Genomic DNA, 21,682 nt, shown 5'->3' with positions numbered 1-21,682 from the left:
TGCTATAAACCTTGGACTGAAGCTTTGTTTTGTCCCCACTCTACGGCATTATTAAGAAAAAATTGCCGGCATTAAGGTAAAAAGAATGGTGCATGCTATTATGGAACTTAGGCCTGTTTTAAAGACAGTGATTGAAACAGGTACCTGAAATTATTCAGCGGCAAGGTAGTTATTCACCTCCCCCATTGAAAAAGGGGGATAAGGGGGATTTATCTAATAAAATCTCCCCTAACCCCTCTTTTTCAAAGAGGGGGACTGAATAATTACGCGGCAAGCACACGATTACCACCAAACTGGAGTCAACAATGAAACATGTTTTGTCCTTGTTACTAATGGCCTTGATACTTAATGCCTGTAGTCACGTTGAACCCAACTCAGTACAAGACTATCTGGCCCTGGCACCTGCAGAATCTGACGTTAAGCAAAACCAGCGAATCCAGCCGCTAATCAAACTTTTTAATAAAATTGAGACGGTTTCTCTGGCTGATCAGATAGCTAAAACTTACGCTGAAAAATTATATTTTAATGACACGATAGTCACTTTGCATACCCGGCAGGATTTATTGAAGTATATGCAACATACCCAAAAAAGCCTCGATTCCATGAGCTTTGAAGTGCTCGGTACCCAGGAAAAAGGTAATGATATGTTCGTTCGCTGGACCATGAATACCCGATTTACGGTGATGGGACAAAGTCAAAATATACAATCTGTCGGTATGAGTCACTTACGCTTTAATAGCGATGGAAAAATAATTCTGCATCAGGACTACTGGGATAGTATGCAGGGATTTTATCAACACTTACCAATCATTGGAGGTATATTGCAATGGATAAAAAATGGCTTGCAAGATTATTAATTACTTTGCTTACTGGCCTGTCTGTAGCTCAGGCTGACGAACTCTTTCCTGAATATATTGATACCGTTAATAACACCCGACTGCTTCGTTGTAGTCAAGCCGAACTTAAGGCCTTTCGTTTAATTCATGTCGGTAATGCCGCTTTGTATTTGGACGATTGCAAGAAAGTCAGCCGTATTTTTTCTGCAGGCCCCAAGCACTTGCGATTTTTATATGAAAAAGCCATACCGGCAAAAGCTTTTAAAGACGCTTCAGAAGAATATCTGAAAATTAATCTTGGCCAACAATACGCTGACTGGCAAGCTGAGTTCGATGCCTTCAACAGCCATTATCAGGATATCAAGGAAGGTGATTACTATGATCTTGTTTATGATCCAAAAACGGGCTTAAAACTACAGTTAAACAGTAAACTGTTGGCCACTTTGGATGATCCTGCACAAAGCCTGGCTTACCTGAACATCTGGTTTGGCAAGGAACCTTTTTCCAATGACTTAAAAGACACCTTGTTAAACATCGTGGATTAACAATAAAAAAACCTGCTTATTTGACGGATAACTCCCAAATTTATCGCCTACCTCCATTCCCTTAAATCCGGTATTTAAAAAATGATTATTCGTGGTGGAACCACTGTTCTTCGTGCCCTGCGCGATGACTGGACTACTTTACTGTTGTTTACTTCACTGACCGTTGGTACAGAAGTTATTTATGAATACCTGCCGGTGCAACAAACCGCTTTACCCTCATTACCTTTGGGAGTATTGATCACCGCAATGTCGATATTTCTTGCCTTTCAAATCAACCAAAGTTATGACCGTTGGTGGGAAGCCAGACGATTATGGGGACAGCTTGTCAATGTCAGCCGATCATTGGGCCGGCAAATTACCACTTTGTTAACCGATAAACGTATCGCCAATATTACCAACAAGGAAAGTGCGGCAAAGTTTCATCAAGAACTACTTTATCGACACATTGCTTTCGTCAATATATTGAGAATCAGCTTACGCTCAGGCGGTAAATTATCAGAAAAGGACTGGCGATTTCTGGCTCAATTTTTACCCGATAGCGAAATAACTGACTTAAAAAGTGCCGGCAATGTTATGACTCAACTGCTACAAAAACAGGCCACAGTTCTCGGTGCGCTAACCGGTAAGAATTGGGGCGAACAACAAATCCTGCTCCAACTGGATAACTCTCTAAACCTTCTTAACGATATTCAGGGTGGGTGTGAGCGAATAAAACGCAGTTCATTCCCTGATCGTTTTAATTTTCATACCCGTATTTTTGTTTGGTTACTGGCAATACTTATTCCCTTTTGCCTGATTGAAAACGATCTTTTCGATGTGATAGCAATGATCACGGAAACCCTACTGGCTTTCTTGTTCGTAACCATCGAACGCTTGGGTACTGAACTTCGCGATCCATTTGAAAACCGTATAAATGACACCCCCATGTCGGCACTTTGTCGAACTATTGAAATAGACTTAAGGCAACAACTTGGAGAAACCACGACTCTTGTGCCACTCGAACCGATAAACGGGGTTTTGATGTAATCAAAACTGCCAGAAATTTTAATTTAAAAAGCTGCAAAGTTGTTATTTTATGCAATATTAGTTTAATATAAATAAAACCTGTATTTAATTAAATACTTAAATACGGTTTTATTTTTCATTACTATCCGGAGCGCTTTATGCAAAAAACTATTGGTTATGCTGCCCATGATAACAAGTCACCATTAGAACCATTCAGCTTTGAACGACGAGAACCTTTACCGACCGATGTACAAATTGAGATTCTCTTTTGCGGTGTTTGCCATTCCGATGTTCATCAGGTACGCAATGAATGGGGAAACGCTGCATTTCCTATGGTGCCCGGCCATGAAATTGTAGGTAAAGTTACCCGAATAGGCAGTGCAGTAACTGCGTTTAAAATCGGCGATAGCGTTGGTGTCGGTTGTCTGGTTGACTCTTGCAAGGTTTGTCCGGATTGCAACGATCATCAGGAACAATTCTGTAATAGTGCAGTATTTACTTATAACAGTCCCGACAAGCATAGCGGTGGCACTAACTACGGCGGCTATTCCAAACAAATCGTCGTTGACCAAGACTTTGTACTGCATGTTTCAGACAAACTGGATCTGGCAGCAGTAGCTCCCCTGTTATGCGCGGGAATTACCACTTATTCGCCATTAAGACATTGGAATGTCGGTAAAGGCGATAAAGTCGGTATCGTTGGTTTAGGTGGATTGGGTCACATGGCAATAAAATTTGCCCATGCCTTTGGTGCTCACGTTGTACTTTTTACCACGTCACCCGGTAAAGCTGAAGATGCTAAACGACTTGGCGCTGATGAAATAGTAATCTCCAAGAACCCGGAAGAAATGGAAAAGCATCTTGCCAGCTTTGATTTTATCCTTAATACCGTGGCTGCGCCGCATAATCTGGATGCTTTCACCGCATTGCTAAAACGTGATGGTACTTTATGTTTGGTCGGTTTACCTGATCAGCCACATCCCTCACCTTCTATCGGCAACCTGATTTTTAAGCGTCGTACCATTGCCGGCTCGCTAATTGGCGGCTTGAAAGAAACCCAGGAAATGCTGGACTTCTGTGCTGAAAATGGTATTACTTCGGATATCGAAATCGTCCCTATTCAGCAAGTTAATGAAGCCTTTGATCGCATGGTAAAAAGTGACGTAAAGTACCGCTTTGTTATTGATTTGGCCAGCCTGCAACAAACCGAAAGTTAACTTTAAAAGCTTTTCACCACGAACAACTTGCATTGGCAGATATTTGCTCCTGCAAACTCTGCATTCACCATACCCGTGTGGATTATGCGGGTGGTACATAGCCATGGATGGCGAAAGGTAGAATCGCCTATGTAACAGCGATCGAGAGCACCAAAAGTAGACTCCTTAAGAGACTCAGAATTAATTGCTGAGACACGAAAAACACAACTTTTTTTCTTTCTTCTTGTCTTCGTGGTGAATAAGATGCTGTCGTGGATACGAAAAACCGCTCTATTGTCTTGATTTGATTACCTGATGAGCTGCCAAAAAAGCAGCGTAATGGTCAGTTAACTGATCGTGTGAATTGCCATCAGGATGGTTTCTAAATTCCTGCTCAAGTATTCCCTGAACCATTTGAGACCACGGCGCTTTAGGGATAAAGTCATAAAGTACCCTGCCCGCTAAACCAATCATTTTTTGTCCGGCACTCGCATTTGTAGACGTGAGACCTGATAAATACGGATTTGCCTGCGGAAGACTGACAGGCGGCAAAGGTTGTATATCCGCCCAATTATTATCCGGTAAAAAGGTCAGGTCTTTGGTGTCGGCAAATGAAATCAACAGAGCCGGCATACCTAAAACAATCAGCAGCACATAAAGCACAGTTTTACCGTTAAGCGCCAAAAATAAAATCCAACCAATCATTGCAAACAACAAAGCTGCACTAACAAAGAAAGCCGGAAATATCGTTATCGGCCAGTTTCCGAAAAATTGTTGCAGCAATAACTCCGAGTAACAAGCTACCGTTGCTGAAAAAACTACAATCGGGAAATAGGCGATGCGAAATGCCAGTAACTGTAAAATCATAAAACCATAGCGTTTACCTTTTGTCGGCAGCTTTTTTAGTCCCCATAAAGACATCCAAACTATTGCCGACAAACCGGCGAGGTGAAGCCCGGTAAATAGCTGCCAGGTTTGTGCCACAGGACTTATTTCAATACCAATGCCAAATATTGCCAACAAAGTCAGTAATATTAATGGCAAATAATTCATTTTATTAACTCAATATAACCGGCTTTAAAGTCGGGATAATGAAATTTATACCCCAAGGCTTTTAAGCGTTGATTATTACAACGTTTATTCATAACGCCGTCATTACCGACATTTTTAACCGTAGGTGATGGACAATTCATGTGTTCGGTAAGCCAGATCATAACATCCCACATTGGTGCAGGATCATCATCACTGGCTATATAACATTGCTCTAAAGCCTTACCCGCCAGACGACATTCCAGTAAAAATGCCAATACACCAACACAATCCAGCTGATTAATACGGTTGGTAAAATAAGGTGGATTTTTTTGTATAACGGGTGTTTGCGCGGCCATTTTTAACAAATACTCGCGACCTGGTCCATAAATTCCGGAAAAACGAACCACGATATTATTGGCATCTGCATCCATCAGTTTTTGTTCTGCCTGTCTGATGAATTGGCTGGTAATGTTTTCCGGTTCCACCACAGAATTCTCATCGACCCATTCACCTTGCGATTGTCCATAAACGCTGGTTGATGAAACAAAAATCCATTGAGGGTTGGTCCCTGCCCTGGAAAATCTGTTCAACAGATTGTTCAATCCCGACTCATAAACAGCCTGATAACTTTCTTTATTTCGGCCATCAGGTGAAACAATAAAATACACCACCTCAAAATCTGCGGGCAAGTCTTTAATCTCGACAGCTGATGAGATATCCGCAGTAAAGTAGTTCATGTTACCGGTAGCTGTTGCCGGTGGATTTCGTTTTAATCCGGTTACCTGATGACCTTTAACTGAAAGGTCTTGTGCCAGTTGGTTACCTATAGAACCACAACCAATAATTAAAATTTTTGACATAAGATATAAAGGTTTTTAAACAAAAAAGTCATAAATCAGCCTTTTTATTAACTGATTTTTACGTTAATTACAACTGATTAATAAGCTGTAATTCTTGTGGATAAGGCGACATATAATAAGATTCATCAATATAAGTATCAGGGGATTTACGAAAATGATGCTTAAGCACTGTCAACGGTACAATCAGCGGTATTTCTCCATTTCGATAACGCTCGATAATTTCGCACAACTCCGCCTTATCATCGATGCTTAACTCCTTTTTTAAGTAGCCCTGAATATGTTGCAACACATTAACGTGGTTACTGCGGTTAACAACTAATTTAAGTATATTCATCAGCATGAAAATATAACGCTCGGCAATAGGCAACAAGTTGTCTTTTGTTAACCCTGCTAATAATTGCCCCATTTCCCGATAATCGGCATGACTCATAATAATCAATTTATGACGGGCATGAAAATTCGTAAGCCGTTGGGGAGTAAGACCTTCTGCCAATAACTGCTGCCAACGATGGAGCACATAAACACGCTGAATAAAATTCTCACGCAATCCGGGGTCGCCCAGACGCCCCTCTTCTTCTACCGGCAACAGAGGGTTATTGCGCATCATCTCCTGCGCGTAAATACCAAAACCCTCTCTGTGAGGCTGATTACCCGTATAAACTTTAACACGCTCCATGCCACAACTGGGTGAATCCTTTTTTAAAATATAACCACATAAATCGGCATGGAACTCTTTTTGTTCCCCGGCATAATCACTTAAACGGGTGGTTAAATCCAGTTCCGGATTTTTGATCCCCACACAGCGTATGGTGTTATCAATTTTTACCAAATGAATGGTAGGGCGAGGGACACCCAGGCCGATAGCAACTTCCGGACAGTAAGGATGAAATTCAAAATATTTACTGAGTGTACCAACAATATAGGCATCACGTTTATGGCTACCATCAAAGCGCACTTGTTCACCCAGTAGACAACTACTAATACCGATAGGAATTTTTTTTATCATTGTTGTTAGGGGATTTAAGCTTACGAGATTGTGAAAGTATTATCAAAAAACATATTAAAAACATTATTTTGTACAAAAAACGAATATTATTACAGCTTCTGACGTAGGTACTTATAGCCTGTCGATGCGAACTTATTCACATCGACAGTAACTGTAATTACTCATGCAAATCTTGGATCAGCGCTTCATATCACTTTTTAATACTATTACTTGTGGTTCGCGGATTGTTTCGGGTATTACCACTTGTTTTGCCACAATCACCTGCACCTTTTGGCCGGTTGGGATCATCATTTTATTAAATTTACGGTTTTTAAACCAAACGGCAACACGAAAGCTCAGTAATAATATAATGATAATTAAATAGAACAGCGGTTCTGCAAGATTGCCTTTAAGCTGCCAATAATAATGCAGGATAGCGGCACCCGCTGCAATATAAATGAAGCGATGCAGTTTTTTCCAGGTTTTTCCCATACGCTTTTTAGCCCATTTAGGCGATGTCAGCGCAAGTAAAAATACAATACCATAAGCCAGAATTCCCAACCAGATGTAAGAGCTTTCAATAATATCAATGCCAATAATATGCCATACCAAAGCATGATCTACCAGCAAATAGACCAGTACATGTAAAGTTGCATAAAAGAAAACGTACAGCCCTAGTATTTGCCGGTAATCAGTCATACCACGCCAATTGGTAATCGATTGGATAGGCGTAATAGCCAAGGTCAGCCATAAGAAACGTAACGACCAATCTCCCAAACGCATATGTAATGCTTGAATGGGATTTGCCCCTAAATTATTGAAAGCAATATCAATCAACAATAATAGCAAGGGCAGTAAACAAGCGATTATAGTTAAGGACTGCAACTTGTTGTATTGAAACACCATCAGAAAAAGTGCCGTAAGTCCATATCACTATACAATGATGCAACTTGTTCACCATAACCATTAAATAATTCAGTTTGTCGACGTGGGGTAAAAAAACTGCTGCCTAATTGGCGCTCACTGTTTTGACTCCAGCGTGGATGGGCAACTGCCGGATTGACATTCGCGTAAAAACCATAGTCATTAGGTGCAAATTTATTCCAGGTAGTCGTTGGCGCTCTTTTTAACAACTCAATTTTTACAATCGCTTTAATGCTTTTAAAACCGTATTTCCAAGGTACAACCAAACGCAATGGCGCACCATTTTGCTTTGGCAGAGTATCGCCATACATCCCAACAGCCAATATTGTTAAAGGGTGCATGGCTTCATCCATACGTAATCCTTCGACATAAGGCCATTCCAGCATGGCATTATTAACTTGGCTAGGCATTATTTTTGGTTGATAAACCGTAGTAAATTTTACAAAATTGGCTGTTGATAAAGGTTTAACTATTTTTAACAAACTACCCAGCGAAAAACCAACCCAGGGTACAACCATTGACCACGCTTCCACACAACGAAAACGATAGATATACTCTTGAATTGTCTGCTGACGTAAAATATCTTCCAGATAATAACTACCCGGCTTTTCCACTTCGCCACTGATCTCTACTGACCAGGGATCAACAGGCAGATTTTGCGCTAACGTGGTTGCATCGGTTTTATTAAAGGAGAACTCATAATAGTTGGTATGATTTTTAATGATCTCAGCCGGCGTAAGTAGTAAAGAATCGTTAGATAGATTACTTTTTGGCAAATCCCCCCAAACCGGTTTATTGTTATTAGCCAGCGCCGGAACAAAACCCGAACCAGTCAACATAGTCGCCAACATGGCTTTAATTATCTGACGTCGCTTGTTAAAAACCAAAGGATCGGTAATTTCACTGGCGGGAATAGCTTTTTTTGTTTTAATTATCATTGTTAAATTTACCTAACAGTCAATTAATACCGTTGTTCAGGAGAGTTTCTCTCTATGGTTCCCGACTTAAGAATATTCTATTTAGCAGCAGCTCGGAGCACGCCATAAGTTAAGCAGAATGGAACTTATTTTGCATGGCTACACCAACAAACCAGAACAGTTAACCATTATTTTTTCCCTCTGGGAATCCGGTTCCATAATTTTTTAATTTTAATTTCAGTAATAAATGCCAGCGAAAACAGTTGGATAAAGTTATCAGCTTCAATTAAATCGAGACCGATGTGCTCAGGAACCAGTTCTTTTCGAGTTCCAAAAATACGATCCCAGAGTGAAAAAACAATACCGTAATTACTATCGTGCTCACTACGTAAGGTTGAATGATGGGTTCGGTGTAACGATGGCGTAATAAATACTTGCGAAATAAGCTCTTCTTTGGGAACACGAATATTGGCATGATGAAACATGATGAAAAATAATTCGACAATCTCAATAGAAAGTATCAAATATGCATTCACTCCAATAATGACAACAAATACACACTTATAAATAATTTCCAGCAGTAAATCAAAAACGTGAAATCGAAAGCCGGTAGAAACATTAAAGCCTTTGTCGCTATGATGTACCTTATGAAATCGCCACAAAGTCGGATAAGTATGGCTGGCAACGTGCCAAAGATAAATGGCCAAGTCAAAAAATGCGAATGCCAGCAACCATTTTAACGGACCATCAGGTAAACCACCAAATATCCCGTAAGATGCAAATTGCTGTGCGACAATAAACAGTGATGAAGCCCTTAATACAGTCAAAATAACGTTATTAACCAAAAAGGTAGTGGTATTGGTCGCGAACGATTCTTTAAAAATTTTCTGGGGAAATTCACGGTAAGGAATCCGCTTCTCAATAATTACCAATAAAATAAAAGCCAACATGGCAAGACCAAATAAAGCTTCATTAAAAAACATGCCTCCGTTACTGTCAGTTGCATTCATAAACTTACCTTTATATTTTGTTTGGCTTTATTGTAAAAAACGTGGTTATTTATTCGTTATGGCGGCTAATAGATCATTCAGCTCTTTGATTTCATTGCTTGCGTCAATCTGTTTGGTTATGTCGTACTGAACCCCCAGATAATAAATGACCCGATGTTTTTTATCAAACAAAGGTGTTATTTTCAGACGATTAAAAAACAAGGTTCCATCTTTTTTATAATTGCGCAGCGTTACTTCAATGGGCTCATGGATTTTCATTGCCTCAATAATTTGATAACGTCCGGCTTGATCCCTATCCTCACCCTGAAGAAAGCGACAGTTGTGGCCAATGATCTCTTCCTGGCTATATCCTGTTAAACGTTCAAAAGCTTTATTGGCGTATATAATTGGAGCGTCATCTAAATCCGGATCGGCTAAAGTTACACCATTAACGCACTCATCTAAAATAGCGGAAAGCACTTGCGGGATAAGACCGCTATCTTTTTCAACAATAAAAGACATATTTAAACTCCAATTCTTATAATATTATGACGCAGTCAAATTTTGGTTGCGATCAGTGGTGAGTAATTTTTTAATGTTTTCAACGGTGTTTTCTGCGCCGTCTTCAATCGCAGAACGTATCAGTTTTTGAAATGGCCTCATAAAAACGTCGATTTCGGCTAATTCAAAACGAAAAGTCAACCGTGTACATTGTTTTTCTTGGCTACTTTCCAGTAGATAACTGTGGGTGTAAGGTTCAGTCAAGCCTTTAAAAATAAGCTTCATGGCTGGCTGATAATCGGTGATTTCAAAAACCGATTCAACTTTTGAACCATTATCTTCACGAACCTGCTTTGCTTTGGCACCGACAAAAACCTTGTTACCATCCAGTGGTTCCAGTTCAACAACTTCTAGTGCCCATTTAGGATAATTATCATAAAAATGTTCACCGATATAAGCAAAGACATCGTTAATTGGTTTGTCGATCTCAATACTTGCTTCACCAGCAATCGGCTTGGATGAATCAAATGAAAATTTAATTTGCACTGCAATACCCTTCCCGGTTGAGAATATGACTCAACTTAAATTATTATTTTTTGCTGATACTCCCAATGGCACTAACATTATTACTATTGCCATTTTTGGAATGGTAATTTTATAACATGAATATATTAAATACGAGTAAAAATACCGCACAAAAATATTCATTTTATTTCATTTCCATACCTTAAATCTGTTTTGGCTACCGCCTCGAAAAAGGGTAACTTAAGTTATATCTAATTATTACAATAGGATTGGGCATGAAAGTTATGCCCAATCCATAAACTATCAACAAAAAGCATGATTTCTAATTAATTCATCAACTCATTCTTTTTTGACTGGCTATTATCACTACGTTGACACGACAAGATAACTTCTCGCCAGTCGGCACCAGCATTGACACCTTTAGTAAAACAATCGACTCTTTCCTTGGCGTTATTCGTTCCGGCACAAAGATTAATGGCATTTTTCCAATCCCATTCAGTATTGCCTTTAGCCCATTCTGTTTTACCTGACTTGATACTCAGAAAGCATTGGCCGGGCTCGGAGGGTTTAGTTGTACCTTTACAAAGTTGTTTTACGTTTTCCGGCTCCCAATTAAGTTTGTCATCAGACCAGGGTATTTTGCCCTGAACATCGTTAAAACACTGGGTTTCATAATCGCTTGCAGAGGCGACCGGACTGATAAATAGAGTTGCAAAAACCGCAATTGATAATACTGAAAAAGAACGTTTTACTAAGATATAATTTGATTTCATATGACCTTCCCTCATAAAATAATTTAACACGGAGATAATATAAAGTTAAATTCTGAAATAGCAAAATTATTTATTCTTTGGAAAGAGTGTGTTTCTTAAAAGTGTTTATACATTAAAAACAGCCTTTTTTAAAAGGACTTTGATGATACTCAGAAAATCCTGCACATTTAAATTTAATTAAAAAAAATCAATACCTTAGCGACAATTCCTGTTGGGGTTATTTAAAACAGCTATAGTTTATGCAATTAAATTTCCAATTTACGTCACTTTAAGCTTATGGATAGTAACTCTTAAATTTTTTAAATGGTTGGCATCTGCTAACATCGAAATTATTTATCCGGGAACCTATATATATGTATATATATACAAATTTGAAAACCATAAACAACAATTTGACTCTTTTAAAATTTATGTAACATTAGTTGTACTTTTTTATTTAAAAAAATTTTATGCACAACTTTTTTTATGACATTTAAAATATTTTTTTATATTATTCTTATGACACTCAGCACATTAAATTCGGCAAACTCAGCCATAAAAAAATCATTACCACTATGCCGGGACAGCCCTAACTGTGTTTCCAGTCAAGCACAGGATGCCAAGCATTTTATTGAACCTTTTAAAATTAAGGGTGACTGTAACGAAGCTTGGCAGGCATTGAAAGAGGCTATTAACAAACAGAGTCGCATGGTTATTACCCACGAAACTTCCGATACTCTCCATGCTGAGGCAACCAGCCTGATTTTTCATTTTGTCGATGATATTAATGTCATTCTTGATAACGACACCAATGTTATCCATATACGCTCGGCTTCACGTACCGGCCATAGCGACTTTGGAGTTAATCGTAAACGTGTGGAAGCACTACGCTTACAATTACAAAAAGCACATATAATTGATTAAGTATTTAAAAAAACTCCTTAATCCCCACTTTTTCCAAAGTTAGGAACTGAATAATTACGTTATAAATACCTTCGCTGATTAAGCAACATCTTTTTCTGTAGTTCCTAACGTGCCTGTGTTAAAGGCCACTGCGCACACGACAAGCCCTTCGTACTTAATTAATTCATGACTCTAAACCATTACCTGAAAAGCTGTAAATGACCCTCTACGCAAACGCCTTATTTATCTTCCGCCGTGATTTGCGTGTACATGACAATACCGCACTTAATGAAGCACTGCGACTTTCCAAACAGGTGATACCCTGCTTTATTTTTGATCCCAAGCAAATAGAACCGCATCCTTATCAAAGCAAACCCGCGCTGCAATTTATGTTGCAGTCTATTGACGATCTTCAACAGCAATTGAAAATAGTCGGTGCCAAGTTAGCGCTGTATCATAATTCACCCGAGCAGGTTTTACGCCATTTATATGAGCAGCAGCACATACAGGCCGTATTTATTAACCGTGATTACACGCCTTTTAGTCGACGCCGTGATGATGAGCTGGCAGATGCCTGTCAAAAACTAGGGATCAGTTTATACGTATTGGCTGATGCATTGCTTAATGAACCAGAACAGGCGGTTAAAAGCGATCAAACGCCCTATAAAGTTTTTACGGCATTTTATAATAATGCCCGCCAGTTCCCGGTAAAATTACCGCAAGCATTAACCAATAACCACTTTTTGCCATTTACGTCTGAATTTACAGTCAATCAGCTGGGTTTGTCGTTAATGGGATCAAAGCAGGATGTCCTTCAAGGCGGTCGTAACCAGGCACTTGCTATTCTCGACCAGCTTAGAAATCAAGCGGATTATCAAAATACGCGTGATTTTCCTGCGCTCGATGCCACAAGCAAATTGTCTGCACATCTAAAGTTTGGGACCTGCTCGGTCCGGGAAATTTATTATGCCATTACTGAAGAACTTGGCACTGAACATCCTTTGTTAAGGCAATTATATTGGCGCGATTTTTTCACGCATATTGCCTATCATTTTCCACAAATTTTTGGCCGGCCGTTTCTGAAAAAATTTGCCAATCTACACTGGGATAATAACCGCGATTATTTTCAAGCCTGGAGCGAGGGTAAAACCGGCTTCCCTATTGTCGATGCCGGAATGCGTGAATTAAACGCGACAGGCTTTATGCACAACCGACTACGCATGATAGTCGCTTCATTTTTGGTCAAAGATTTACACGTCAGCTGGCGTTGGGGTGAGCGTTATTTTGCCCAACATTTAATCGATTATGACCCCTGCGTCAATAACGGTAATTGGCAATGGGCAGCATCAACCGGCTGTGATGCCCAACCTTATTTCAGAATATTTAACCCTTGGCTGCAACAACAAAAATTTGATACTGAATGCCACTATATTTATCACTGGATACCAGAGCTTAAAGGATTATCACCAAAAACCATCCATCAATGGGATAAAAAGCACTATACCGGCAATTATCCGGCACCGATCATTGATCATGCCCGTGAGAGCCAAATAACCAAAGTTTGGTTTAAGGAATCCATCATTAACCAGGATTAGATTTAATGTTTTTGTCCACGAAAGACACGAAAAGCACGAAAAAAAGCTTTAGATAAAATCTTACTCAAATAATATCTAAAGGATTATTGCTCAATCCGTTCGGCCGTTGCTTTGGGATTGCTACCAATGACTTTGATCTGTCAGACTACAACTAACCGCGACTAACTATAGATTTTCAGATAAATAATTTCCATGTCGACAGATAACATCCCTTGAAGGGATGTTATCTGTATAAGCTTACCGCGACGTGTATTGGAAATTTAATTTCTAAAAGTTTATAGACCTTAATTATTTTTTTGCTTTTTTTTCGTGTCTTTCGTGCTTTTCGTGGACCATAGCTTTAATCAAACAAAGCCTGATAAGCTCGGGCTGCTTGTTCAGGTTGACTTTCAAACAAGCCACCAATAACGGCTAACAAATCGGCTCCTGCGGTCAGTAATTGCGCACCATTTTCCGGTAAAATACCACCGATGGCGACAATGGGGATATCCAATAAAAGCTTGGCCTCTTGCAACGTCTCAATTTGCGCAGGGGCTGCCAGCGGCTTTGAAGATGACGGAAAAAAGCGCCCGAAAGCGACGTAAGTTGCACCCTGTCCTTGTGCATCCAAGGCTTGTTCAACAGAGTTATAACAGGAAACACCAATAATCGCATTGTTACCTAAACGTTTTCTTGCCTGAGCAATTGCACCGTCTTCCTTGCCTATATGGACACCATCAGCGCCAACCCTGAAAGCCAACTCAATATCATCATTAACAAGCAAAGGAACCTTGCGCTGATGGCAGACTTTAACCAATTCTTTCGCCAAAAAATCAGCGTCAAGCGGATTTTTATCACGATACTGCACAATCACTGCACCGCCGTTAATCGCCGCAATAACTTCATTAATGATAATATCGACGAATTTATTGTCAGTTTGGGTAATGGCATAAAGGCCCCGCTCCGGAAATCTCATGTATCGTCTTCCATCCAGAAAAACCGGTTGGGAATAAACTGACCTCTCCCTGGTTTATAAGCACTATTTAACGAATTCCAGGTATACTCCTGAGCCTCCATTACGGCTTGAACAGGCTCCAGGCCATGTGCCATTAAGGCAGCAATACTGGTAGCCAACGTACAACCGGAACCATGATAACTAGCTGGCAATCTGTCCCAGGTGTAAGTTTCCCAGCTACGATTATCATGAAATAATTGATTACTGACTGCCGGCGTTGTTTCATGCGTTCCGGTAATCAGCACATATTCACAACCTTGCTCCAGCAATTCCAAGCCACATTCTTCCAGGTTATCAAATCCTGCCAGTCTGCGGGCTTCTTCACTATTGGGCGTTAAAACGGTGGTGCAAGGTAACAGCAAATCAACAATAGTCGCAATCAGCCGGTCATTAGATAGTTCAGTACCCCCACCTGCTGCCAATACCGGATCAAAAACAACCGGAATATGCGGATACTGTTTTAAAATCGCGTAGATGGCTATCGCTGTTTCATGATGCCCGATCAAGCCGATTTTAAAAACATTAACAGGCAAATCATCCAGTAAAGTCTTGGCCTGACTGATAATATTTTCGGAACTTTGCGGGATTAGCTTTTTTACATTTCGGGTATCTTGCTCGGTCAAAGCAGTGATAACACTGACAGAATGACACTGATGACTCACCAGCGTCTCAATATCAGCCTGAATACCAGCGCCTCCGCTAGGATCATGACCGGAAAATGACATTACAACAGGGCGGTTAGCGGACATTGAGGTTCCTTGAAAATTATGACGTCTATAAATTCAACGCTGAAGTACAAGCATGATGCTCATGCAGTATTACCAGCTTGTACAAATATGCAAATATTAACACAATGACGCTGTAAATATTATCGGTCAATTCTCACTGATAAAAAGCAGTGCTATCCTACCAGGAAATTTAGTGTACCTAACTATTGGTAAATTTTTCGATATTTTTCAAGTATCTCTCTCAGCCAGCTTTGAATCCGACTAATCTATGCCGACAACTTCTTAAATGTCTCAAGGACACTCTCGCCCTTAAATGGCTTAACTATCCAACCCTTAACGCCCGCGGCTTTGCCTCGTTCTTTCAAATTCGGATTACTCTCTGTCGTTAGCATGATCACATTGACGGCAGTATTTCCAAGCTCACTACGAATTTTTTCAACCATGGTTAAGCCATCCATATTGGGCATATTGACGTCACTCAACACAAGTTTGATACCAGGATTGGCTTTTAACTTGCTAAGACCATCTTTGCCATCAACAGCGGTAATAACCTTCAAGCCGTTCTTTGTCAAAAAACCACCAACCTCATCTCTGACAGTGCTGGAATCATCAACGATTAAAATCTTTGCCATAAAATAATTCTCCAAATACAGTTATTAAAATAATTCCAGTTCACCCGAGTCAACAAAATCATCAACCGATACTTCAATTTCCTTAAAATCCTCAGGTGACCAATATAGATTGAACACAAACCATTGATAAATCGAAATACAGTAACCCTTACTTTCATCCGCCAAGGTATATTTAAAACAAAGATGCGGATTTTCAGAACCAAATGAAATATATTTATGTTGATGATTGATGACCATGGGTACTTCCGATGTTGAACCCGGACCTGCATCATCGGCCGCAATAAAATGTGTCTTAAAAGACCCCCAAACTAGATTAGTCACTTCCCCCAACACATTATTGACTGTTCTAAAGGTAGCAGGATCTTCCTCGTTGGTTAACTCATCAAATCCCAGTATATCAAGAATAGCGTTCTCTTCTGCCTGCAACATCATATGTCCTCGGCACCAACTGCTTGCCAATGGAATAAGACTAAATACCTCTCCAAAGATTATCCGGTCCCTGACAACATAAGGGGTTTGGGCACTGACTTTAAGATGCTTAAACTGGCTTGCCAATACGTTTACGGTAATCTCTGAAATTCCTCTAACCAGTGCATTGGGATAAACGAGGCTAAAGATATATTCATCAATAACTTTCTGAAGGGGAGACAGGTCATCCATCGTATAAGTCGCACAAAACAGTTTCCGTTGTTTTTCTGACAACTCATCAAAAGTGGTTGGCGATGTTCTGCGTAGGACAATCGGTAACTCGGGTCTTGCCGTATTTATTTGCCGTGCCAGATCCATCGTGTTGTCCACCGAATCACAATAATCTTCCGCCAATAAAATCGCCCCCAAATCGACATTGGAACTCAAAATAGCCATGATATTGCTGGCATCATTGACCTTCAAACCAATAAGCCTGTTTTGATCGCAGAATTGCTTAATATAGCCAAGGGACTCTGAAGTATTTTCCAAAACAAAGACCTTACTGACTAATTGTGTAGCATCACTCATACTTAAATCCTTTAATAATCAACTTTTAAAAAAGTTCCAGTTCACCCGTGTTGTCTTCAACTTCACAGGTATCAACGGTAAAATCCACATCACTATAATCACAGAGGCACAAAGTGGCATGTAACACTAACGAATGATTAATAGTGATCCGGTAATAATTAACATACCCGGGATCAAGAGCCGAAACGAAATCTGCACACTGCCTTAACAATATGTATGGCGTTGACATTCCCAAAAAAAAATAAGCTTGGTTCAGCTCCCTGTTCATGGCGCCACAACAAATATTACAAAACTCTTGGAAAATATCGAGAAATACGCTGTCATCTTCGACTTCGATTTTGGACTCGACAGCAAGACAGGAATTCTTTTCAAAATATTTTTTTGTGGCAGCATTATTATTAAAATGAAAAAGTGTCAATAACCGAAAAGAGGTCGATGAAATTGTCAGAACAGAAAATTCACCTTCACTAATTTCTTCCGGGTTATTGATGGCTTCTATTTCACAAATATCATCAGGAGATACCGTAATATTAGCCATCACTGCTTTTTTGAAAATATGTTCAAACCCAATTTTCGCCTGCTCACTGATCATATGCGTTTATCTCAGCTGTAGACTGTTGATCAGATTTTTACCGGTTACGTCAAGGCCAATCAAAGCAGAAGTAATCATTTTTCCGCCCGACTGTATGTCCTGAAAAGTCGCTGTGGTTATCAAATCATTCTTGTACAAGTTCTTGCCATAGTTCTTGGAAAGCGCTTCTGAATCAGTGGCAAGTTTACGAATTTCAATGGCCACAACGGCAAATCCGCGACCACTTTCACCGGCTCTGGCGGCTTCAATCGCTGCGTTCAATGACAAGATCACGATAGTTTGAACAATCATGGCAAACTTGTCATTTTGCTGATGCATTTCCATATTCTGAGTCATCAACGCATTCATGTCGGTATGCCAACGCTCAAAGACTTCCGCAAATTTAGTGGCCTGACTTATTTTATCTGTCAGATAACCGGCTTTTTCAAGAAAATCCAACCGCTCATTGTTTCTTTTCTCTTCAAAGATCGTCAACTCATCATTATGTTTTTGTTGAAGCTGGTTAATTTGCTCAACAGACTTTATTTGCTCTTGTTCCAGCAGCACTGATTGTTGTAATTGATGATTTAATTCCAACGCCTGCTCGTTAAGGCTTAATTGTTTTTCAGTTTCTTCTTGCAAAAGATCAAGCGCTAATGCATGCTTTTGCTGGAGCTGTTTAACTTCAGCTGATAATTCGGTTTTTTCTTGCTCCAGACGCGTAGACTGCTCTATGTGATAATTAATATCCGCAACTTTTAATTGCAGCTCTTCTTTATAGTCATCTATTTTTTCTTTGGCATTAACGAGTTTTATCGTCAAGATATCAACTGCAGCCTGGTGTGTCTGTGTTAACTCTCCAAGTGTTTTTTTATGGATACGTATGAGTAAAGCGGTGCTCAAGCCTGATGCCAATAAACAGCCCAAAATAAAAGCCAGAATTGTGATTTCCATAGAGATTTATTTATTAACTTAAGAAGTAAACAATTAGCGTTTTTTTTTCAAAAGCGCATGTAAAAACTTTGTCATTGGTGTTTTGAACATTACGAAAAACTGATTATTAAACCGAATATGGTCGCAAGTAATCTCAAAGATAAACTTCGGTTTTAACTGAATATTATAATCAGCTAAAATACCCCCTCCAGGCAATGAACCCATCGAAAACATCTCGAAAGTTCATGCAGCCACCATTATTGACGCTTTGGCACTCACTGCATAATGACCTGGAAGATACACAACGGTTTCAAATGTTCGCTGATCAAAACCGACTTTATTGTCCAGAAAATTAATATTGACATGTCCGCCCTCTTTTCTGGCAAAACCAATAACCACATCCATGCCCACACCCCGTCCCGAGATATCGGTGAGTTTTTCAGCCGTAGTAAATCCGGGCAGAAAAATCAGCGCAGCGATTTTTTCATCACTCAAGCTGTCATTTTCCTGTAGCAGTCCATTATCCAAAGCCTTTTGACGAATTTTATTCAGGGCAAGTCCACAACCGTCATCTTTAATCGATATTTTGAGTAACTCACCGTCCATTTCAATGGCCACATCAATACATCCTTGTATCGGCTTGTTATTAGCCAAACGCTCTGCAGGCATTTCAAGTCCATGATCAACACAATTTCTAAATAGATGCGTAAAAATATCTTTAATCACGCCAACACTTTGGCTTTTCAGTAACAGCGTTCCGTTATTTATTGACACCTTAGGTACCTGTTTTCCGGTGCTTTCCGCCAGCGCCGGCAATGATTCAACAATTGCAGAGAAGACCGTATCAAGAGATTCAGTTCCAAGTTGCCTTAGCATGCTATGTACCGCATTTTTTGCCTCCATCAAATCGTGGACGTTAGAATAGCTGACCTTTTCCAGTAATTTGATAGTTTCCTGAATTTGCTTGTTATCAACCATAACATATTTATCAATACTGCCTTTACGGCCTGGTCCTTTACGTCCTAAACCTTCTTCATTAACCTTGGCGTAATGCTCAACCAACTGATGTACTTGTGCCAGATCATCCAATAATCGAAGCTGATCCCAGGCAATAATAGAATCCGGTTGACGCAACTCATCATAAACCGACTCTGTATCGTGAACATGGTTACTTAAATTGGTCAGGCCATAAGTCCTGGCATTACCTTTGATCGTATGGATATTTCTGAATATTATGTTAATTGCATCCAGGCTACCATTTGGAGTATCCCGAATGGTATTTTCAATCTCAGCTATATAAGTGATGGTTGTGGTAATAAACTGGTGAAACTTTTCCTGATTAACGCCAAGAATTTCTCCGATAATATCTAATTCACGCTTTTGCACTGCGGTTTCAGCACTCAATTTACGCAACTCGGTTACGTCACGCACGCATAGCAGTATTTGCTCCACTACATCATGGTCATTAATCACCGGTGCCCAATTTAAATCGAGGATTTTCTTCAAACCATCCGGCATCACTTTCTCAATTTCATTAACCAATAAGTGCTGGTTAAACTCAAAATTCATGGCATCTTCTCCAACACAAGCGCCAGAGACCGCAGATATTTGCGCCAGGGAATCAGAGCCGATATTCGAGTTTTCAAAGATCAGTTTTATCAAGTCAGCACCGGCAATCTGATCGGTCGCCAATATTTGTTCCAAATAAGCTGAATATTCTGGTTTAACCTTGTTTTGATCGTCAAAACTCAGTAAACCTTGTGGCATATTTTTAAGTATTGTTTGAATATCGTTAATCTTCTGCCTTACCAAGGTTGATGTCTCTTGTAACTTCTCGACCATAGAATTAAAAGACCGTGCCATACTACCAATTTCATCGGTGTGCAAAGCTTCAGCACGTAAAGACAAATCGCTGGTATGGGCAATTTTAGACATGGTTAATTCCAGATCAGACACCCGGCGCAAAATTCGTGTTCCACCGAAAATACAGATCAATACGGCTGAAATTATCAACAATGAAAACACCACCATAATGATGAACATCAGGTGTTCGTAGAACTGATATTCACGAGTAAGCTCAGCTTCCAGCGTTAACAATTTTTCCTGAAGCGTTTTAATTTGCTGATTAATCTTTACCTGGCCTGTAACTTTATTCTGTACGACTTTCAGAGCGACTTCCATATCCTTACCATAGTGTTGCAGTAAGGACGGGATTTCACGGATTGGTTCAATCGCCATATCTTCAAGCTGTTTTTTTTCTGACTGAATATCGAGACTAAAAACCGTATTGCCTGATGATTCTTGTTTCATAACTCCCAGCAAAGGCAGCTTTTTAAATTCACCGGATAAAGCAATTAGCTCTTGTAACGGCAGGTTAATATTATCTACTGACATTTGCTGGCGAGAAGTAAAAAAACTTTGCCGTGCACTTGCAAGATTGATGAGTTTAGCTTGAGAATCACTGACTAATTGCAAATAAAGCTGTTGCTTTGGCAGTGACGCTTTTTTTGCTTGATTAACATATAACAATAACTTTTGCAGATGCCTCGACAGTTGCTTTTCATTATTGATCAGTAGCGTTTGTGGATCAGTCAGTTTACCGGTAGCGGTAAGTTCTACCAAAGTTGTTTGTTGTAACTCATTAATAAGCGCTAAAAACGGGGCTTGTAATGAGGCAGATAGATTAGCTCGCCCTTCAACTTCAGCTTTGATTTGGCTGAGTGCTTGTTCAACATCACCCAATATGGTGGCTTCACTCGTCAGTAAATAACTAAAAATTGGCTGACTAACTTGAGTAAAAATTTTGTCTTTTTGTTGCCCAAAAAATTCGACCGAAGCAAAAGATTGATTTAGATGATTTAACGACCAACTGACAGCCACTGCAAAGCCAATAAAAATAACTCCGAGTGTCAAACTGACCAACTTCGATATGGATTTAATAGACATATTAGAATGTAAGCTTTTTGAAAAATTTGAAGAATAATTAACGTCAATTCTTATGGCGTTGCTGGATGAGTATTTATTATTTAGGCAGAGATTTTGGCATTATCAATAAATTGAGCAGATTTTTTAACATATTTATCAATATATATAAAAATTATTACAGTATTATTACCAATAAGACATAATTAATTATTAAATTGCCGTTATTAACTTTTATAAAAAATGACCACTAATATACCCAAGTGGCTCAGATTTTTTATTCACAACAACAGCAAAGATCCAGGGGTTACGTAAACCCTGGATAGGGGAAGATAGCATCG

The 21,682-nt window shown here is 39.6% G+C and carries 22 protein-coding genes; 6 read left to right on the top strand and 16 right to left on the bottom strand.

Annotated features, from left to right (window positions below):
* Positions 1 to 305: 305 nt before the first annotated feature.
* The 4 genes from KKZ03_RS09970 (at position 306) to KKZ03_RS09955 (ending at position 3,603) form a co-directional block, all read left to right on the top strand.
* Complete coding sequence (locus KKZ03_RS09970; protein ID WP_243221335.1) at positions 306 to 857, top strand: nuclear transport factor 2 family protein; 552 nt, start codon at positions 306 to 308, stop codon at positions 855 to 857.
* Positions 827 to 1,381 carry a chalcone isomerase family protein gene (locus tag KKZ03_RS09965; RefSeq protein ID WP_243221334.1) on the top strand — a complete coding sequence of 185 codons (555 nt, stop codon included), beginning with the start codon at positions 827 to 829 and terminating at the stop codon, positions 1,379 to 1,381. The genes KKZ03_RS09970 and KKZ03_RS09965 overlap by 31 nt, the downstream gene beginning before the upstream one ends.
* A gap of 81 nt (positions 1,382 to 1,462) precedes the next feature.
* On the top strand, positions 1,463 to 2,407 hold the full coding sequence (locus KKZ03_RS09960) for a bestrophin family protein (RefSeq protein ID WP_243221333.1): 945 nt from the start codon (positions 1,463 to 1,465) through the stop codon (positions 2,405 to 2,407).
* 137 nt (positions 2,408 to 2,544) lie between these two features.
* Complete coding sequence (locus KKZ03_RS09955; RefSeq protein WP_243221332.1) at positions 2,545 to 3,603, top strand: NAD(P)-dependent alcohol dehydrogenase; 1,059 nt, start codon at positions 2,545 to 2,547, stop codon at positions 3,601 to 3,603.
* Positions 3,604 to 3,873: 270 nt separating this feature from the next.
* On the opposite strand, the gene KKZ03_RS09950 is transcribed toward KKZ03_RS09955, so the two are convergent.
* The 9 genes from KKZ03_RS09950 to KKZ03_RS09910 all read right to left on the bottom strand — a co-directional run bounded on the left by KKZ03_RS09950 (position 3,874) and on the right by KKZ03_RS09910 (position 11,088).
* Positions 3,874 to 4,635, bottom strand: coding sequence for a hypothetical protein (locus tag KKZ03_RS09950; protein ID WP_243221331.1), 762 nt, complete (start codon positions 4,633 to 4,635; stop codon positions 3,874 to 3,876).
* Positions 4,632 to 5,474: an NAD-dependent epimerase/dehydratase family protein gene (locus KKZ03_RS09945; RefSeq protein WP_243221330.1), complete on the bottom strand. Its 843-nt coding sequence runs from the start codon at positions 5,472 to 5,474 to the stop codon at positions 4,632 to 4,634. The genes KKZ03_RS09950 and KKZ03_RS09945 overlap by 4 nt, the downstream gene beginning before the upstream one ends.
* A gap of 67 nt (positions 5,475 to 5,541) precedes the next feature.
* Positions 5,542 to 6,477, bottom strand: coding sequence for a DUF523 and DUF1722 domain-containing protein (locus tag KKZ03_RS09940; protein WP_243221594.1), 936 nt, complete (start codon positions 6,475 to 6,477; stop codon positions 5,542 to 5,544).
* Positions 6,478 to 6,657: 180 nt separating this feature from the next.
* Positions 6,658 to 7,365: a sulfite oxidase heme-binding subunit YedZ gene (locus KKZ03_RS09935; RefSeq protein WP_243221329.1), complete on the bottom strand. Its 708-nt coding sequence runs from the start codon at positions 7,363 to 7,365 to the stop codon at positions 6,658 to 6,660.
* Positions 7,365 to 8,321, bottom strand: coding sequence for a protein-methionine-sulfoxide reductase catalytic subunit MsrP (msrP, locus tag KKZ03_RS09930; protein WP_243221328.1), 957 nt, complete (start codon positions 8,319 to 8,321; stop codon positions 7,365 to 7,367). The genes KKZ03_RS09935 and msrP overlap by 1 nt, the downstream gene beginning before the upstream one ends.
* A gap of 167 nt (positions 8,322 to 8,488) precedes the next feature.
* Positions 8,489 to 9,310, bottom strand: coding sequence for a sterol desaturase family protein (locus tag KKZ03_RS09925; RefSeq protein ID WP_243221327.1), 822 nt, complete (start codon positions 9,308 to 9,310; stop codon positions 8,489 to 8,491).
* Positions 9,311 to 9,355: 45 nt separating this feature from the next.
* Positions 9,356 to 9,811, bottom strand: coding sequence for a PAS domain-containing protein (locus KKZ03_RS09920; RefSeq protein WP_243221326.1), 456 nt, complete (start codon positions 9,809 to 9,811; stop codon positions 9,356 to 9,358).
* A gap of 24 nt (positions 9,812 to 9,835) precedes the next feature.
* Complete coding sequence (locus KKZ03_RS09915; protein WP_243221325.1) at positions 9,836 to 10,336, bottom strand: SRPBCC family protein; 501 nt, start codon at positions 10,334 to 10,336, stop codon at positions 9,836 to 9,838.
* Between the two features lie 305 nt (positions 10,337 to 10,641).
* Positions 10,642 to 11,088, bottom strand: coding sequence for a hypothetical protein (locus KKZ03_RS09910; protein WP_243221324.1), 447 nt, complete (start codon positions 11,086 to 11,088; stop codon positions 10,642 to 10,644).
* A 465-nt stretch (positions 11,089 to 11,553) separates the two neighbouring features.
* Here KKZ03_RS09910 and KKZ03_RS09905 point away from each other — a divergent pair, with 465 nt between their 5' ends.
* Positions 11,554 to 11,991, top strand: a complete 438-nt coding sequence (locus KKZ03_RS09905; protein ID WP_243221323.1) for a DUF1499 domain-containing protein — start codon at positions 11,554 to 11,556, stop codon at positions 11,989 to 11,991.
* A 197-nt stretch (positions 11,992 to 12,188) separates the two neighbouring features.
* Complete coding sequence (locus KKZ03_RS09900) at positions 12,189 to 13,565, top strand: deoxyribodipyrimidine photo-lyase (RefSeq protein ID WP_243221322.1); 1,377 nt, start codon at positions 12,189 to 12,191, stop codon at positions 13,563 to 13,565.
* 340 nt (positions 13,566 to 13,905) lie between these two features.
* Here KKZ03_RS09900 and thiE read toward each other — a convergent pair whose 3' ends face one another.
* The 7 genes from thiE to KKZ03_RS09865 form a co-directional block, all read right to left on the bottom strand.
* Positions 13,906 to 14,520, bottom strand: coding sequence for a thiamine phosphate synthase (gene thiE, locus KKZ03_RS09895; protein ID WP_243221321.1), 615 nt, complete (start codon positions 14,518 to 14,520; stop codon positions 13,906 to 13,908).
* Positions 14,517 to 15,308, bottom strand: coding sequence for a hydroxymethylpyrimidine/phosphomethylpyrimidine kinase (locus KKZ03_RS09890; protein WP_243221320.1), 792 nt, complete (start codon positions 15,306 to 15,308; stop codon positions 14,517 to 14,519). Before KKZ03_RS09890 ends, thiE begins: the two co-directional genes overlap by 4 nt.
* Before the next feature lie 245 nt (positions 15,309 to 15,553).
* On the bottom strand, positions 15,554 to 15,919 hold the full coding sequence (locus tag KKZ03_RS09885) for a response regulator (protein ID WP_243221319.1): 366 nt from the start codon (positions 15,917 to 15,919) through the stop codon (positions 15,554 to 15,556).
* Between the two features lie 24 nt (positions 15,920 to 15,943).
* The gene (locus tag KKZ03_RS09880; RefSeq protein WP_243221318.1) at positions 15,944 to 16,915 is read right to left on the bottom strand and encodes a chemotaxis protein CheX; all 972 of its coding nucleotides are present in this window, start codon (positions 16,913 to 16,915) and stop codon (positions 15,944 to 15,946) included.
* A gap of 25 nt (positions 16,916 to 16,940) precedes the next feature.
* On the bottom strand, positions 16,941 to 17,453 hold the full coding sequence (locus KKZ03_RS09875; RefSeq protein ID WP_243221317.1) for a hypothetical protein: 513 nt from the start codon (positions 17,451 to 17,453) through the stop codon (positions 16,941 to 16,943).
* A 60-nt stretch (positions 17,454 to 17,513) separates the two neighbouring features.
* Entirely contained in the window at positions 17,514 to 18,440 is a 927-nt protein-coding gene (locus KKZ03_RS21900; protein WP_305852375.1) for a methyl-accepting chemotaxis protein, read from the bottom strand.
* Positions 18,441 to 18,662: 222 nt separating this feature from the next.
* Complete coding sequence (locus KKZ03_RS09865; RefSeq protein ID WP_243221316.1) at positions 18,663 to 21,365, bottom strand: HAMP domain-containing protein; 2,703 nt, start codon at positions 21,363 to 21,365, stop codon at positions 18,663 to 18,665.
* Positions 21,366 to 21,682: the final 317 nt, after the last annotated feature.

The organism is Methylobacter sp. S3L5C, assembly GCF_022788635.1.
Taxonomy (GTDB): domain Bacteria; phylum Pseudomonadota; class Gammaproteobacteria; order Methylococcales; family Methylomonadaceae; genus Methylobacter_C.
Note: the sequence above shows the minus strand (reverse complement) of the source record. Positions and strands in the feature narration are given on the sequence as shown.

Bases quoted from the DNA above. Each gene is read 5' to 3' on its own strand.
- KKZ03_RS09880 (WP_243221318.1), bottom strand. From the start codon at position 16,915: ATGAGTGATGCTACACAATTAGTCAGTAAGGTCTTTGTTTTGGAAAAT.
- KKZ03_RS09900 (WP_243221322.1), top strand. From the start codon at position 12,189: ATGACCCTCTACGCAAACGCCTTATTTATCTTCCGCCGTGATTTGCGT.
- KKZ03_RS09925 (WP_243221327.1), bottom strand. From the start codon at position 9,310: ATGAATGCAACTGACAGTAACGGAGGCATGTTTTTTAATGAAGCTTTA.
- KKZ03_RS09875 (WP_243221317.1), bottom strand. From the start codon at position 17,453: ATGGCTAATATTACGGTATCTCCTGATGATATTTGTGAAATAGAAGCC.
- KKZ03_RS09920 (WP_243221326.1), bottom strand. From the start codon at position 9,811: ATGTCTTTTATTGTTGAAAAAGATAGCGGTCTTATCCCGCAAGTGCTT.
- KKZ03_RS09945 (WP_243221330.1), bottom strand. From the start codon at position 5,474: ATGTCAAAAATTTTAATTATTGGTTGTGGTTCTATAGGTAACCAACTG.
- KKZ03_RS09890 (WP_243221320.1), bottom strand. From the start codon at position 15,308: ATGTCCGCTAACCGCCCTGTTGTAATGTCATTTTCCGGTCATGATCCT.
- KKZ03_RS09885 (WP_243221319.1), bottom strand. From the start codon at position 15,919: ATGGCAAAGATTTTAATCGTTGATGATTCCAGCACTGTCAGAGATGAG.
- KKZ03_RS09955 (WP_243221332.1), top strand. From the start codon at position 2,545: ATGCAAAAAACTATTGGTTATGCTGCCCATGATAACAAGTCACCATTA.
- KKZ03_RS09960 (WP_243221333.1), top strand. From the start codon at position 1,463: ATGATTATTCGTGGTGGAACCACTGTTCTTCGTGCCCTGCGCGATGAC.
- KKZ03_RS09910 (WP_243221324.1), bottom strand. From the start codon at position 11,088: ATGAAATCAAATTATATCTTAGTAAAACGTTCTTTTTCAGTATTATCA.
- KKZ03_RS09950 (WP_243221331.1), bottom strand. From the start codon at position 4,635: ATGAATTATTTGCCATTAATATTACTGACTTTGTTGGCAATATTTGGC.
- KKZ03_RS09965 (WP_243221334.1), top strand. From the start codon at position 827: ATGGATAAAAAATGGCTTGCAAGATTATTAATTACTTTGCTTACTGGC.
- KKZ03_RS21900 (WP_305852375.1), bottom strand. From the start codon at position 18,440: ATGGAAATCACAATTCTGGCTTTTATTTTGGGCTGTTTATTGGCATCA.
- KKZ03_RS09865 (WP_243221316.1), bottom strand. From the start codon at position 21,365: ATGTCTATTAAATCCATATCGAAGTTGGTCAGTTTGACACTCGGAGTT.
- msrP (WP_243221328.1), bottom strand. From the start codon at position 8,321: ATGATAATTAAAACAAAAAAAGCTATTCCCGCCAGTGAAATTACCGAT.
- thiE (WP_243221321.1), bottom strand. From the start codon at position 14,520: ATGAGATTTCCGGAGCGGGGCCTTTATGCCATTACCCAAACTGACAAT.
- KKZ03_RS09935 (WP_243221329.1), bottom strand. From the start codon at position 7,365: ATGGTGTTTCAATACAACAAGTTGCAGTCCTTAACTATAATCGCTTGT.
- KKZ03_RS09905 (WP_243221323.1), top strand. From the start codon at position 11,554: ATGACATTTAAAATATTTTTTTATATTATTCTTATGACACTCAGCACA.
- KKZ03_RS09970 (WP_243221335.1), top strand. From the start codon at position 306: ATGAAACATGTTTTGTCCTTGTTACTAATGGCCTTGATACTTAATGCC.